At 72.6% G+C, this 13,159-nt stretch carries 11 protein-coding genes; 8 read left to right on the top strand and 3 right to left on the bottom strand.

Going from position 1 to position 13,159, the window contains the following annotated elements:
- Positions 1–107 precede the first annotated feature (107 nt).
- Both sucC and sucD read left to right on the top strand, forming a co-directional pair.
- Positions 108–1,289 carry an ADP-forming succinate--CoA ligase subunit beta gene (sucC, locus tag R2B67_RS12860; RefSeq protein WP_018510499.1) on the top strand — a complete coding sequence of 394 codons (1,182 nt, stop codon included), beginning with the start codon at positions 108–110 and terminating at the stop codon, positions 1,287–1,289.
- Between the two features lie 19 nt (positions 1,290–1,308).
- A complete protein-coding gene (gene sucD, locus R2B67_RS12855; protein ID WP_018510498.1) occupies positions 1,309–2,193 on the top strand; it encodes a succinate--CoA ligase subunit alpha in 885 nt (294 codons plus the stop codon).
- 107 nt (positions 2,194–2,300) lie between these two features.
- On the opposite strand, the gene R2B67_RS12850 is transcribed toward sucD, so the two are convergent.
- Positions 2,301–3,620: a helix-turn-helix domain-containing protein gene (locus R2B67_RS12850; RefSeq protein ID WP_317817996.1), complete on the bottom strand. Its 1,320-nt coding sequence runs from the start codon at positions 3,618–3,620 to the stop codon at positions 2,301–2,303.
- Between the two features lie 126 nt (positions 3,621–3,746).
- Here R2B67_RS12850 and R2B67_RS12845 point away from each other — a divergent pair, with 126 nt between their 5' ends.
- The gene (locus R2B67_RS12845) at positions 3,747–5,498 is read left to right on the top strand and encodes a cell division protein PerM (protein ID WP_317824839.1); all 1,752 of its coding nucleotides are present in this window, start codon (positions 3,747–3,749) and stop codon (positions 5,496–5,498) included.
- Here the strand turns inward: R2B67_RS12845 and R2B67_RS12840 are convergent.
- Entirely contained in the window at positions 5,488–6,375 is an 888-nt protein-coding gene (locus R2B67_RS12840; protein WP_317817995.1) for a hypothetical protein, read from the bottom strand. The two genes, R2B67_RS12845 and R2B67_RS12840, sit on opposite strands and share 11 nt — an antisense overlap.
- 276 nt (positions 6,376–6,651) lie before the next feature.
- On the opposite strand from R2B67_RS12840, the gene purN reads away from it, so the two are divergent.
- The 3 genes from purN (at position 6,652) to R2B67_RS12825 (ending at position 10,520) form a co-directional block, all read left to right on the top strand.
- Positions 6,652–7,308: a phosphoribosylglycinamide formyltransferase gene (gene purN, locus R2B67_RS12835; protein ID WP_237327566.1), complete on the top strand. Its 657-nt coding sequence runs from the start codon at positions 6,652–6,654 to the stop codon at positions 7,306–7,308.
- Entirely contained in the window at positions 7,295–8,848 is a 1,554-nt protein-coding gene (purH, locus tag R2B67_RS12830) for a bifunctional phosphoribosylaminoimidazolecarboxamide formyltransferase/IMP cyclohydrolase (RefSeq protein ID WP_237327567.1), read from the top strand. The genes purN and purH overlap by 14 nt, the downstream gene beginning before the upstream one ends.
- Positions 8,849–9,023: 175 nt before the next feature.
- Complete coding sequence (locus R2B67_RS12825) at positions 9,024–10,520, top strand: DUF2079 domain-containing protein (RefSeq protein WP_317817994.1); 1,497 nt, start codon at positions 9,024–9,026, stop codon at positions 10,518–10,520.
- A gap of 83 nt (positions 10,521–10,603) precedes the next feature.
- Here R2B67_RS12825 and R2B67_RS12820 read toward each other — a convergent pair whose 3' ends face one another.
- Complete coding sequence (locus R2B67_RS12820) at positions 10,604–11,251, bottom strand: RDD family protein (protein WP_317817993.1); 648 nt, start codon at positions 11,249–11,251, stop codon at positions 10,604–10,606.
- 220 nt (positions 11,252–11,471) lie between these two features.
- On the opposite strand from R2B67_RS12820, the gene R2B67_RS12815 reads away from it, so the two are divergent.
- Complete coding sequence (locus tag R2B67_RS12815) at positions 11,472–12,353, top strand: bifunctional methylenetetrahydrofolate dehydrogenase/methenyltetrahydrofolate cyclohydrolase (protein ID WP_109979234.1); 882 nt, start codon at positions 11,472–11,474, stop codon at positions 12,351–12,353.
- A 23-nt stretch (positions 12,354–12,376) separates the two neighbouring features.
- Positions 12,377–13,057, top strand: a complete 681-nt coding sequence (locus R2B67_RS12810; protein WP_317817991.1) for a DUF3017 domain-containing protein — start codon at positions 12,377–12,379, stop codon at positions 13,055–13,057.
- Positions 13,058–13,159 lie beyond the last annotated feature (102 nt).

The following is a 13,159-nucleotide window of genomic DNA, read 5'->3' as shown; positions in this document are numbered from 1 at the left end:
CGGACACCGTGTGCGCCTCCGTAGTGACAGAGCAGTCACGTTGCCCTTCGCGGCACTGCCCACGCAGAAGAACGAACCGCGATACCACTGAAAAGGGACGGACGCGCGTGGACCTGTTCGAGTACCAGGCGAGGGACCTCTTCGCCAAGCACGGTGTACCGGTGCTGGCCGGTGAAGTCATCGACACGCCTGAGGCAGCCCGCGAGGCGACCGAGAAGCTGGGCGGCAAGTCTGTCGTCAAGGCGCAGGTGAAGGTCGGCGGCCGCGGCAAGGCCGGTGGCGTCAAGCTCGCCGCCGACGCCGACGAGGCGGTCGCTCGGGCGACCGACATCCTCGGCATGGACATCAAGGGCCACACGGTCCACAAGGTGATGATCGCCGAGCTGTCGCCGGAGATCGAGGCGGAGTACTACGTCTCGTACCTCCTGGACCGCACCAACCGCACCTTCCTGGCCATGGCCTCGGTGCAGGGCGGCATGGACATCGAGGAGGTCGCGGAGAAGACCCCCGAGGCCCTCGCGAAGGTCCCGGTCGACTCCAACTCCGGTGTGGACATCGCCAAGGCCCGCGAGATCGTGGCCCAGGCGAAGTTCCCGGCCGAGGTGGCCGAGAAGGTCGCCGAGGTCCTGGTCACGCTCTGGGACACCTTCGTCGCCGAGGACGCGCTCCTCGTCGAGGTGAACCCGCTGGTGAAGACCAAGGACGGCCGCATCCTGGCCCTGGACGGCAAGGTCTCGCTCGACGAGAACGCCGACTTCCGCCAGCCCGACCACGAGGCGCTCGAGGACAAGGCCGCAGCCAACCCGCTCGAGGCTGCCGCCAAGGCCAAGAACCTCAACTACGTCAAGCTCGACGGCGAGGTCGGCATCATCGGTAACGGTGCCGGTCTGGTCATGTCGACCCTGGACGTCGTCGCGTACGCCGGTGAGAACCACGGCAGCGTGAAGCCCGCCAACTTCCTCGACATCGGTGGCGGCGCCTCCGCAGAGGTCATGGCGAACGGCCTGGAGATCATCCTCGGCGACCCGGACGTCAAGTCCGTCTTCGTCAACGTCTTCGGTGGCATCACCGCGTGCGACGAGGTCGCCAACGGCATCGTGCAGGCGCTCGCCCTGCTCGAGTCCAAGGGCGAGAAGGTCGAGAAGCCGCTGGTCGTGCGTCTCGACGGCAACAACGCGGAGCTCGGTCGCAAGATCCTCTCCGACGCCAACCACCCGCTCGTGCAGCGCGTGGACACCATGGACGGCGCGGCCGACAAGGCCGCCGAGCTCGCCGCGGCTGCGAAGTAAGGACGAGGGACTCCACACCATGGCTATCTTCCTCACCAAGGACAGCAAGGTCATCGTCCAGGGGATGACCGGCGCCACGGGCATGAAGCACACCAAGCTCATGCTGGCCGACGGCACCAACATCGTCGGTGGCGTCAACCCGCGCAAGGCGGGCACGTCCGTCGACTTCGACGGCACCGAGGTACCGGTCTTCGGCTCCGTCGCCGAGGCGATGGAGAAGACGGGCGCCAACGTCTCCGTCCTCTTCGTGCCGCCGGCCTTCTCCAAGGCCGCCGTCGTCGAGGCGATCGACGCCGAGATCCCGCTCGCGGTCGTCATCACCGAGGGCATCGCCGTTCACGACTCCGCCGCCTTCTGGGCGTACGCGAACGAGAAGGGCAACAAGACCCGGATCATCGGCCCGAACTGCCCGGGTCTCATCACCCCCGGCCAGTCCAACGCCGGCATCATCCCGGGCGACATCACCAAGCCCGGCCGCATCGGTCTCGTGTCCAAGTCCGGCACGCTGACCTACCAGATGATGTACGAGCTCCGTGACATCGGCTTCTCCTCCGCCGTCGGCATCGGTGGCGACCCGGTCATCGGTACGACGCACATCGACGCCCTCGCGGCGTTCGAGGCGGACCCGGAGACCGACCTCATCGTGATGATCGGCGAGATCGGCGGCGACGCCGAGGAGCGTGCCGCCGACTTCATCGCGAAGAACGTCACGAAGCCGGTCGTCGGTTACGTCGCGGGCTTCACCGCCCCCGAGGGCAAGACCATGGGCCACGCGGGCGCCATCGTCTCCGGCTCCTCCGGCACCGCCCAGGCGAAGAAGGAGGCCCTTGAGGCCGCCGGCGTGAAGGTCGGCAAGACGCCGACCGAGACCGCCAAGCTGGCGCGCGAGATCCTCGGCGCCTGAGCCAGGCAGCCGAGCCACGCGTGAACGGCGCGGGCCCGCACCCCTGAACGACAAGGGGTGCGGGCCCGCGCCGTTCGCGTTCCCGGAAGCGGAGGCCGGACCGACGCTCAGGGGATCCGCGGCACCAGCCGCTCCGGGCCGTGCGCCAACTGCTCGTTCAGCGACTTCTGGAGCTTCAGATCCTGCGGGGTCAGCTTCTGCGGACCACCGCGCGGCGGTACGCCCCCGACCCGTTCGGGCGGGGAGAGGGGCTGCTCGTAGTGCGTGGGCGCGGTGTGCAGGGTCAGGGCGGTCGCGCCGATGAGCAGGGCGGCGAAGGCGATGGCGGCCCTGGTCCAGAGCCGCGCCTTGTTCTCGCTGCCGGTGCGCACGGCGCGGGCGGGCGGCGGGGCCGGGACGTGTTCGGCGCGGGCGAGCCCGCCGAGCCGGTCGTGGAGCAGCTCGGACTGTTCGGCGGGCGAGGCGGCGGCCGCCAGTTCGGGCATCCGCTCGGCGACGGCGGCCCGCGCCACCTCCAGCCGCCCGGCCGCCGCCGGGGTGGACGCCTCCGTCTCGGCCGCGGTCTCCGGCAGGTCCAGGCCGACCCCGTCGTAGAGGAGCAGGGTCCGCCGGTAGGCCGGGGGGAGTTCGAGCAGCGCCTCGAACAGGGCCCGCCGGGCCGGTTCGGAGGGCGGGGCGTCGGGGTGCCGGTGGACGCGGCGCAGCCGGTGCCAGGGGGACATCGCGTACTCGTACGCCGCCGCGCGCACCCAGCCGACCGGGTCCCGGTCCACGGCCACCTCGGGCCAGCGGTGCCAGGCCAGTTGGAAGGCCCGCTCGACGGACTCCCGGGCCAGGCTGCGGCGGCCGGTCAGGAGGTAGGTCTGGCGTACGAGGCCGGGGGCGGCGTGGGCGTACAGCGCGTCGAACGCCTCGTCGGGGGAGAGCCGGGGAGTGGCGGGCTGCGGTTCGGGCTCCGGCTCGGGGGGCGGGGGAGGGCTCGTGGGGGCCGGTGGGGGCGCGGGGGCCGCCTCGGGCGCGGGTGCCACCTCAGGTTCACGCGCCACAGCAGGCTCGGATGCACGGGCCACACCGGGCGCGGGTGCCGCCTCGGCCTCGTGCTCCACGTCGGCCTCATGCACCACCTCAAGCACGGGTGCCACCTCGGGCCCCTTCACGGGAAGGGGCGCGGGAGGCGACTTCGGCTTCCGCGCCGGCCTCGGCCTCGGCTTCGGGTCGGGCGCGATGAGCTTCGCGTACAGCGCCCGCTTGCGGCCGCGCGGGGTCGTGCGCCCCGTCTCCCAGGAGCGCACGGTGGCACGTGTCACGCCCACGGCCGCCGCCACCTGATCCTCGCTCAGCGACTTCGCCTCGCGCAGTCTGCGGCGCTCCTTGGGGGAGGAGGGCAGCGGCGGTGCAGCGGCCTCGTCGGTGGTGCTCCGGGTCATGGACGACCCCCGGCAGCGCTGCACTGGGTGAAAAAGTACATAAACGTATATTGAGCGACACGGCGGCTCTTCGCGCGTTACGCGGGATAAGCGCGTGTCGTTGGGAGCATGGGCGGCGTGACCCAAATGACCGAACGCAGCCCGATGTTGCCGCCCGAACGGACCAGGACCCTCGCCCTGGCCTCCGCCTTTCTGCGGGGCGTGGCCGCCGCCGGGCTGGGTCTCGGTTCGCTGGCCGTGCTGGTGACGGTGCTCTGGATCAGCTCCCCGTACCCGGACAGCGGACCCGGCGGCGCACTGCGCGCGGCGGCCGCGGTCTGGCTCCTCGCGCACGGCGCCGAACTCGTCCGCCCCGACACCCTCAGCGGCGTCCCGGCGCCGGTCGGCGTGGTCCCGCTGCTCCTCGTGGCGGGCCCCGTCTGGCTGGCGCACCGGGCGGCGCGCGATGCGGCGGAGCCGGAGGAGGGGCGGCGAAGGCCCTCGCAGGCCGGCGCGTTCTGTGCGGTGACCGCCGGATACCTGCTGGTCGCGGCGGGCGCGGCGGCCTATGCGCGGGACGGGTCGCTGCGCGTCGTGCCGGACACGCTGGCGTTCCCGGTGGCGCTGGTCGTGGCCGGTGCGGCGGCGGCCGGGGTGTGGACGGCGGCGGGGCGCCCGTTCGGGCCGCTGCCGTCCTGGTCGCCCCTGGTGCTCCAGGAGGCCGTCGCCCGGACCCTCTTCCGCGACCGGGCCGAGGCGGCGTGCCGGGCGGCGGCGGTCGGCGTGGCGGTGCTGGTCGGCGGTGGTGCCCTCCTGGTGGCGGTGGCCCTGGGGCGGAACGCGGCGGCGGCGCAGGACTCCTTCCTGGCGCTCTCCGGTGACTGGTCGGGGCGGCTGGCGGTGCTGCTGCTCGCCGTGTCGCTGGTGCCGAACGCCGCGCTGTGGGGCGCCGCGTACGGGCTCGGCCCCGGCTTCGCGCTCGGTACGGGCGCCACGGCCACCCCCCTGGGCCTCACCGGGACCCCGGCCGTCCCCCACTTCCCGCTGCTGGCGGCGGCCCCGGACCAGGGCCCGGCCACCCCGCTGAACTGGGCGGCCCTCGCCGTCCCGGCCGTCGCCGCGCTGGCGCTCGCCTGGTGCGTCGTACGCCGGGCGGCCCCCGCCGACGCCCCCCGGGCGCAGGCCTGGAGCCCGCGCGAGACGGTGCTGGTGACCGGGCTGGCCGCGCTGGGGTGCGGAGCGGGTACGGCGCTGCTCATGGCGGTGGCGGGCGGCCCGCTGGGGTCCGGGGCGCTCGCCGCGTTCGGGCCCGTGTGGTGGCTGGCGGGCCCGGCGGCGCTGGCGTGGACGGCGGGTATCGGCGTACCGGCGGCCCTGCTCCTGCGGCTGTGGCGGCTGCGCGAACGGGGCTGGGCCTGGCGCAGGGACGCGGACGCACCGGAGGGGGCGGCGGACACCGGGGGAGCCGAGGCCGACGAGGACGTACGGAAAGGGGGCGGCGGGAACGGGGCGGACGCGGACCCGGTGCCGGAGGAGGCGGAGGAGGGACCGGAGGAGACCGGGAAGCCCGGCCGCTGGTGGGCGCCCTGGCGCACGGGCGCGCCCGGGGACAGCACCGTCGAGGAGGACCCGGCCGGAGGGCCGGCCCCGGCGGGCGGTACGACCGAGGACGATCCGGGCTTTGAACCGTACGACTTCCTGCCGACCGACCCCTGGCACGAAAAAGACTGGCATGGGAAAGAGATGAGGGAGGCCCGGTGGGCCTCCCTCAAGCAGGGCTCCGGCGGCCTGATGGCCGACTTCCCCGCACGCGTCCCGGCCGCCCCGCGCTTCGAGGAGACGCCGGCGACCCCCGCCGACGAGAAGCCCGCCGACGGCCGGGACGGCGCTACTCCTTGACGCCGAAGAGCGGTTCCAGCGGCTTCGGCAGCTGGTCGTTGCAGGCCACCGCGCCGGTCTTGGTCAGGGCGTCGTTCACGCAGGTGTAGTAGTCGCGGTAGACGAGCTGCACCGTGTACGTCGTGATCACGATGATCAGGGCCAGCAGGGCGGTCACCAGACCGCTGATCGCCGCCGTGGTCTGCGGGCGCCCGCCGCCCTGGGACGTGGTGGGCGCCGGAGAGGCACCCCCGTCACCGGCGGCCGGAGTAGCGGCCCCCGTGGCAGCGCCGACCGCCGTCCGCTCCGTCGCGGCCGGGCTCCTGGGCTGGGCGCGCAGCGCGCTGACGGCCCAGTACACCGAGAGCGCGCCCAGCAGCAGGGCGATCTCCGTGAGGTCGAAGAGGGCGAAGAAGACGGACCAGATACCGCCGAGCAGCGCGTAGCGGGCGCGCCGCTGGATGGGGTCGGTCGGGTCCCAGCGCATTCCGCCGGGGCTGCCGTCGGGCCCGCCCTTGCCGCCCGGGCCGTTGGAACCGGAGCGGCCGCCGAAGCCGCCGCCGGCCCGTCCGGGCTGCTTGTTGCTCCACTGGCTGCCCCACGACGAACGGCCGCCGGAGCCCTCGTCGTCGCCGCCGTTCGCCGGGCTGGAGCCCGAGGGGTGGCGCGGCTGCCACGGCTGGTCGGGGCGGCCGGCCGGCGGCGCGGCGAACGGATTGTCGTCGGCGGGCTTCGCCGGTGCGTCCGGCGAAGGGGAATCGGGGGAACCGGAGGCGGACGAGGAGTCCGGCGACTCCGGGGCGGAGTCCGGCGAAGAGGACTGGCGCTCCCGCATCAGCAGAGCGGCCCGTGCGGGCGACGGGAGGCGGAAGGCGGTGCGACGGCGTCGGTCCGGCATGTGGTGAACGTCTTCCCCATCTCGTCATGTCCGTCCGAAGGACGGTTCGACCGCCCGGTGGACGGCTCGCTGTCCCCTGACGCTACCTCTCGGCCCGGCCCCCGTCCCGTGGGGGCCGCCCGGTGTGCCGGTATCGTTGCTGACGGTCGGCCCGTTCGTAGGGTTCCCCGTATCGGGTGAAGCGATTCTTTCGTACGACCCTACAAAGAGTTCGCCGCACAGAGTTCACCCGCACCTGCGTCACCGCGCGGTCATCACGTGAGAAAGGGCCCCGACGTGGCCTCCCCGCCTCCCTCCGCCTCTCCCGCCCGGCTGGTCGTGCTGGTCTCCGGATCCGGCACCAACCTCCAGGCCCTGCTCGACGCCATCGGCGACGACCCGGCGGCGTACGGGGCGCGGATCGTCGCCGTCGGCGCCGACCGTGACGGGACCGGCGGGGCGGAGCGGGCCGAGCGGGCCGGAATCCCCACGTTCGTGTGCAAGCTCAAGGACCACGCGACGCGTGCGGAGTGGGACGAGGCGCTCACCGCGGCCGTCGCCGAGCACTCCCCGGACCTCGTCGTCTCCGCCGGTTTCATGAAGATCGTGGGCCCCGCGTTCCTCGCCGCCTTCGGCGGCCGGACCGTCAACACCCATCCCGCCCTGCTGCCCAGCTTCCCCGGCGCCCACGGAGTGCGTGACGCACTCGCGTACGGCGTCAAGGTCACGGGCTGCACCGTCCACTTCGTCGACGACGGTGTCGACACCGGTCCGATCATCGCGCAGGGCGTGGTCGAGGTGACCGAGGAGGACACCCCGGAGGGCGAAGCCGCCCTCCATGAACGCATCAAGGAAGTCGAGCGCTCGCTGCTCGTCGAGGCCGTGGGGCGGATCGCCCGTGACGGCCATCGCATTGAGGGACGAAAGGTTCATCTCGGTCATGTCGGTGAATAAGCCCATCCGCCGCGCCCTGGTCAGTGTCTACGACAAGACGGGGCTCGAAGACCTCGCCCGCGGTCTGCACGAGGCGGGCGTCGAACTCGTCTCCACCGGCTCCACCGCCGGGAAGATCGCCGCCGCCGGCGTACCGGTCACCAAGGTCGAGGAGCTCACCGGCTTCCCCGAGTGCCTGGACGGCCGGGTCAAGACGCTCCACCCCCGCGTCCACGCCGGCATCCTCGCCGACCTGCGCCTGGACGCCCACCGCGAGCAGCTCGCCGAGCTCGGCGTCGAGCCGTTCGACCTGGTGGTCGTGAACCTCTACCCGTTCAAGGAGACCGTCGCCTCGGGCGCCTCCGACGACGAGTGCGTGGAGCAGATCGACATCGGCGGCCCCTCCATGGTCCGCGCCGCCGCCAAGAACCACCCCTCGGTGGCCGTCGTGACCAGCCCGGACCGGTACGCCGACGTCCTCGCGGCCGTCAAGGCGGGCGGCTTCGACCTCACCGCCCGCAAGCGGCTCGCCGCCGAGGCGTTCCAGCACACCGCCGCGTACGACGTGGCCGTGGCCTCCTGGTTCGTGGACGGCTACGCGCCCGCCGACGACTCGGGCCTCCCCGAGTTCCTGGGAGACGCCCTCACCCGTAAGAGCGTCCTGCGCTACGGCGAGAACCCGCACCAGCCCGCCGCCCTCTACACCTCGGGCACCGGCGGTCTGGCCGAGGCGGAGCAGCTGCACGGCAAGGAGATGTCGTACAACAACTACACGGACACCGACGCCGCGCGCCGGGCCGCGTACGACCACGACGAGCCGTGCGTCGCGATCATCAAGCACGCCAACCCGTGCGGCATCGCCATCGGTGACGACGTCGCCGAGGCGCACCGCAAGGCCCACGCCTGCGACCCGCTCTCGGCGTTCGGCGGGGTCATCGCCGTCAACCGCCCGGTGACGGTCGAGCTGGCCGAGCAGGTCGCGGAGATCTTCACCGAGGTCATCGTCGCCCCGGCCTACGAGGACGGCGCCGTCGAGGTGCTGGCCCGCAAGAAGAACATCCGCGTGCTGCGCGCCCCCGGGGCCCCGGCCACCACGGTCGAGGTCAAGAACATCGACGGCGGGGCGCTGCTCCAGGTCACCGACCGCCTCCAGGCCGAGGGCGACGACCCGGCCAACTGGACCCTGGCCACCGGCGACGCGCTCTCCGAGGCCGAGCTGAAGGAGCTGGCCTTCGCCTGGAAGGCGTCCCGGGCCGTCAAGTCCAACGCGATCCTGCTCGCCAAGGACGGCGCCTCGGTCGGCGTCGGCATGGGCCAGGTCAACCGCGTCGACTCCGCGAAGCTCGCCGTCGAGCGGGCGGGCGCGGAGCGGGCGGCCGGTGCGTACGCCGCGTCCGACGCCTTCTTCCCGTTCCCCGACGGGCTGGAGATCCTCACCGCCGCCGGTATCAAGGCGGTCGCCCAGCCCGGCGGCTCGGTCCGCGACGAGCTGGTGATCGAGGCCGCGAAGAAGGCGGGCGTCACGATGTACTTCACCGGGACGCGCCACTTCTTCCACTGACCGGCACCCGTACGCCCCGAGGCCGCACCCCCTGCGCGGGGTGCGGCCTCGGGCGTGTCCGGCACACGGAGTCGCCTCGCCGCTCTGTTCTAATGAACGGCCGTATCCGAAGAACAGCGGCAGAACAGCGGCCGTATCCGAAGACCAGCAGGAATTCCCGGCGGGGGCAGTCACCGTGCTTGAGCTGAACAAGAGTGGAACGGACCCGGTGGAGGCGGGTGGGCTGCTGCCCACGCAGCGCACCGGTCCGGACCCCGCCACCGCCGAACGCGTACCCCTGCGGCCGTACCTGATCACCGGCGCCGTCCTGTGCGGGCTCTACTTCCTCTACTCCTACCTCCAGTACAGCCGGTTCGGCTCGCCCTCCTGGGACCTCGGGATCTTCGAGCAGGAGGTCCGGGCGTACGCGGACCTCCGCGCCCCGATCGTCGACATCAAGGGCCCCGGCTATCTGATCCTCGGCGACCACTTCTCCCCGATCGTCGCCCTGCTGGCCCCGCTGTACTGGCTCTGGCCCTCCGCGGAGTCCCTGCTCTTCGCGCAGGCCGCGTTCTTCGCGCTGGGCGCGGTCATCGTCGGCCGCACCACACAGCAGCTCCTCGGCGGCCGCTCGGGGCTCTGCGTCACCGTCGCGTACGGACTCTCCTGGGGCATCCAGGAGGCGGTGAAGTCCGACTTCCACGAGATCGCCTTCGCCGTCCCGCTGCTCGCCCTCGTCTGCCGCGCACTGCTCCTGAAGCGATACACCGCCGCCCTGCTCTGGTCGCTGCCGCTGGTCCTGGTCAAGGAGGACCTCGGCGCGACCGTCGCCGTCGTCGGCTTCCTGCTCTTCGTGTACGGGCGCCGCCTCCAGGGCGCGCTGCTCGCCGCGTTCGGGGTGGCCGCGTTCGTGGTGACCCTCATGGTCCTCATCCCGGCGGCCTCCAGCGCCGGGACGTACGACTACTGGCAGAAGATCGACAAGAACGGCGAGCAGGACGTCTCGATGCTGGACTCGGTCCTCGGCGTCCTGAACTCCGCCACCAAGATCGAGATGCTGGTCTTCCTGCTCGGCATCACCGCGTTCATGGCGCTGCGCTCGCCCCTGACGCTGCTGATCGTCCCCACGCTCGGCTGGCGGCTGCTCTCCCAGGACAGCAACCACTGGGGCATGGTCTGGCACTACAGCGCGATCCTGATGCCGGTGCTCTTCCTGGCCATGGCCGACGGCGTCCGCCGCAGCCGCGCGTCGGAGCGCCCCTGGCTCGCCTCGTACGCGAAGACCGTCGTCCCCGTCTCCGTCGCGATCGCCGTGGCCATGACCCAGCACCTGCCGCTGCGCGACCTGCTGCGCCCGGACTCCTACAGCACCGACGCCCGTACGGAAGCGGCCCGGGCGGCGCTGAAGGCCATTCCGGCCGGGGCGCGGGTCGAGACCGACATCACGCTCATGGCCCACCTCACCTCCGACCGGACCGTCTACTGGATCGGCGGAGCCCCCGGCACCGCGCCGGACATCGTCGCCATCAACCTGGACTTCGGCTGGTCACGCCCGATCCAGGACCCGGTGGCGTACGCCGAGCAGCTCCACCCCGAGGCGCGCTACCGGCTCAAGCACCGGGGCGGCAGCTTCGTGGTGATGGAGCGTACGACGCCGGAGCCGGCGGAGATCCCGGGCGTACGGGAGGACTGAGCGGGCCCGCGTGCCGTCACGCGCGAAGGCCGCACCCGTTCCGTACGGGTGCGGCCTTCGGAGCGGGCGCCGAGCGGCTCGGGTCACTTGGAGCGGATGACCACCGACGAGCAGACCTTGTCGGCGAACGTCTGCTTCTTCTCGTCCCACAGCGGCCACAGCCAGCCGATGTAGCAGGCGATGCTGTCCAGGAAGTGGGCCAGACGGCGCACGAAGGCCATACCGAAGCCCAGCGGGCGGCCGTCGGCCTCGCGCAGCAGGCGGATGCCCACGGCCTTCTTGCCGATCGTCTGGCCGGTGGTGCCCTCCTGGTACAGCTGCCAGAAGGAGAGGCCGATCATCAGGAGGAAGCCGATCAGGACGATGAAGCCGCCCGCCGAGTCCCCCATGGCGCCGCCGATACCGGCGAGGACGAGGTACGGGGCGCCGATGATCAGGCCGTCGATGAGCAGACCGCCGAACCGCAGCCCCCAGTGCGCCAGCTCCGGCACACCGCCGCCGTAGCCGGGCTGCCCCTGCGGGTAGCCGCCGCCGTAGGGCTGGCCGGGCTGCGGCGGGTACCCCGTCTGCGGCGGGTACCCCGGCTGCTGCTGCGGGTAGCCGTAGCCCTGCTGCGGGACGCCCTGCGGAGCCTGCTGCGGGTAGCCGTAGCCCGGCTGCCCCTGCGGCGGTCCCTGGGGAGGCTGGCCGGGCTGCTGCCCGTACGGGTTGTTGGGGTCGCCGAAGCTCATATCGGGGTGTTCCTTCAACAGACGTGTGGGGACGGATGGCCACACGGAGGAAGGACGACGTTCAGCGGCCCGCCCCCCGTACAACCGCGGCCTTCATCGTTATAAGCGCGACCCGCGTTTGTCCAGTCCGGAGCGGTGGACGTTGTGCAAGTGCAATCTCGGTCACAGGCCAGGCACAGGCAATTGGTAAGCGGGCGGGATCATCCGCGAGGATGGGTCCATGACTGCCCAGATTCTCGATGGCAAGGCCACCGCTGCCGCGATCAAATCCGATCTGACCGTCCGTGTGGCGGCCCTCAAGGCGCAGGGGATCACCCCCGGCCTCGGCACCCTGCTCGTCGGGGACGACCCGGGCAGCCGCTGGTACGTGAACGGCAAGCACCGCGACTGCGCGGAGGTCGGCATCGGCTCCATCCAGCGCGAACTCCCCGACACCGCCACCCAGGAGGAGATCGAGGACGTCGTACGGGAGCTCAACGCCAACCCGGAGTGCACGGGTTACATCGTCCAGCTGCCGCTGCCCAAGGGCATCGACACCAACCGCGTCCTGGAGCTGATGGACCCGGAGAAGGACGCCGACGGGCTGCACCCGATGAGCCTCGGCCGCCTCGTCCTCAACGAGACCGGCCCGCTGCCGTGCACCCCGCAGGGCGTCGTCCAGCTGCTCCGCGCGCACGGCGTGGAGATCAACGGGGCGCACGTGGTGGTCGTCGGACGCGGTGTCACCATCGGCCGGTCGATCCCGCTGCTGCTGACCCGTAAGTCGGAGAACGCCACGGTGACCCAGTGCCACACCGGCACCCGGGACCTCTCCTCGCACCTTCGCCAGGCCGACATCATCGTGGCCGCCGCCGGGGTGCAGCACCTGATCAAGCCCGAGGACGTCAAGCCGGGCGCGGCCGTGCTCGACGTCGGCGTCAGCCGGGACGAGAACGGCAAGATCGTCGGCGATGTGCACCCGGGGGTTCGCGAGGTGGCGGCCTGGGTCGCCCCGAACCCCGGCGGTGTGGGCCCGATGACCCGCGCCCAGCTGCTGGTCAACGTGGTCGAGGCGGCCGAGCGGACCGCGGCCGAGGCCGCCGACGCGGCTGCCGCGGGCTGACGGCCGGATCCGGAGGGAACCCCATGGGTGCTGGTACGAGTCCGGCCGACCCGGCCCCCGCGGGCCCGGCGGCCGAGGGGCCGGATGCCGCGGCCGCGGCGGGCGGCACCGAGGAGCCCGCACGCCCGGAAGCGGCCAGCGGCACCGCGGAGCCGGACAGCGGCTCCTCGGAACCCGCGCGCGCTGAAGCTGAAGCGGGCAGCGGCTCCACGGCGTCCGGCACCGCCGAGCCCGGGAGCACGGAGCCGGACAGCGCCTCCGCCGAGCCCGGGAGCACGGAGCCGGACGGCAAGGCGTCGGCCCCCCGCAAGACCCGGCGGTTCCCGCTCTTCACGCGGGACACCGCCCGCCCCGAGGGCGGCGGCCGGGCCGCCTCGGGCGACGCGCCCGCCCCGGCCCGGCAGTGGCCGCTGCTCACCGTGCTCGGCACGGCGGGCGCCGGTCTGCTGATCGTCGCCCTGGACCCGTTCGCCGAGGCGTTCCGGATCGGCACCATCCTGATCGGCGCGGCGCTGATCGCCGGAGCGGTGCTGCGCTGGGTGGTGCCGGCGGTCGGCATGCTCGCGGTGCGCTCCCGCTTCACCGACCTGGTGACGTACGGGCTGATGGGCACCCTGATCGTGCTGCTCGCGCTGGTCGCGCAGCCGCAGCCGTGGCTGGACGTGCCGATCCTGGAGAACGCGGTCCGCTTCACGATCCGCTAGCGCGGCAGGACCCGGGCCGTCCGTCCCCACCCCCGAGGAGGGACGGACGGCGCGGTCCCGTGCTCAAGCGTCATGGACACGGAATGCCGCTACCAGGCTCGC

It is taken from the genome of Streptomyces cyaneofuscatus, from assembly GCF_033109485.1.
GTDB classification, from domain to species: Bacteria; Actinomycetota; Actinomycetes; order Streptomycetales; family Streptomycetaceae; genus Streptomyces; species Streptomyces cyaneofuscatus.
Note: the sequence above shows the minus strand (reverse complement) of the source record. Positions and strands in the feature narration are given on the sequence as shown.

Bases quoted from the DNA above. Each gene is read 5' to 3' on its own strand.
- R2B67_RS12850 (WP_317817996.1), bottom strand. From the start codon at position 3,620: ATGACCCGGAGCACCACCGACGAGGCCGCTGCACCGCCGCTGCCCTCC.
- purH (WP_237327567.1), top strand. From the start codon at position 7,295: ATGTCGGTGAATAAGCCCATCCGCCGCGCCCTGGTCAGTGTCTACGAC.
- R2B67_RS12820 (WP_317817993.1), bottom strand. From the start codon at position 11,251: ATGAGCTTCGGCGACCCCAACAACCCGTACGGGCAGCAGCCCGGCCAG.
- R2B67_RS12840 (WP_317817995.1), bottom strand. From the start codon at position 6,375: ATGCCGGACCGACGCCGTCGCACCGCCTTCCGCCTCCCGTCGCCCGCA.
- R2B67_RS12845 (WP_317824839.1), top strand. From the start codon at position 3,747: ATGACCGAACGCAGCCCGATGTTGCCGCCCGAACGGACCAGGACCCTC.
- R2B67_RS12810 (WP_317817991.1), top strand. From the start codon at position 12,377: ATGGGTGCTGGTACGAGTCCGGCCGACCCGGCCCCCGCGGGCCCGGCG.
- R2B67_RS12815 (WP_109979234.1), top strand. From the start codon at position 11,472: ATGACTGCCCAGATTCTCGATGGCAAGGCCACCGCTGCCGCGATCAAA.
- sucD (WP_018510498.1), top strand. From the start codon at position 1,309: ATGGCTATCTTCCTCACCAAGGACAGCAAGGTCATCGTCCAGGGGATG.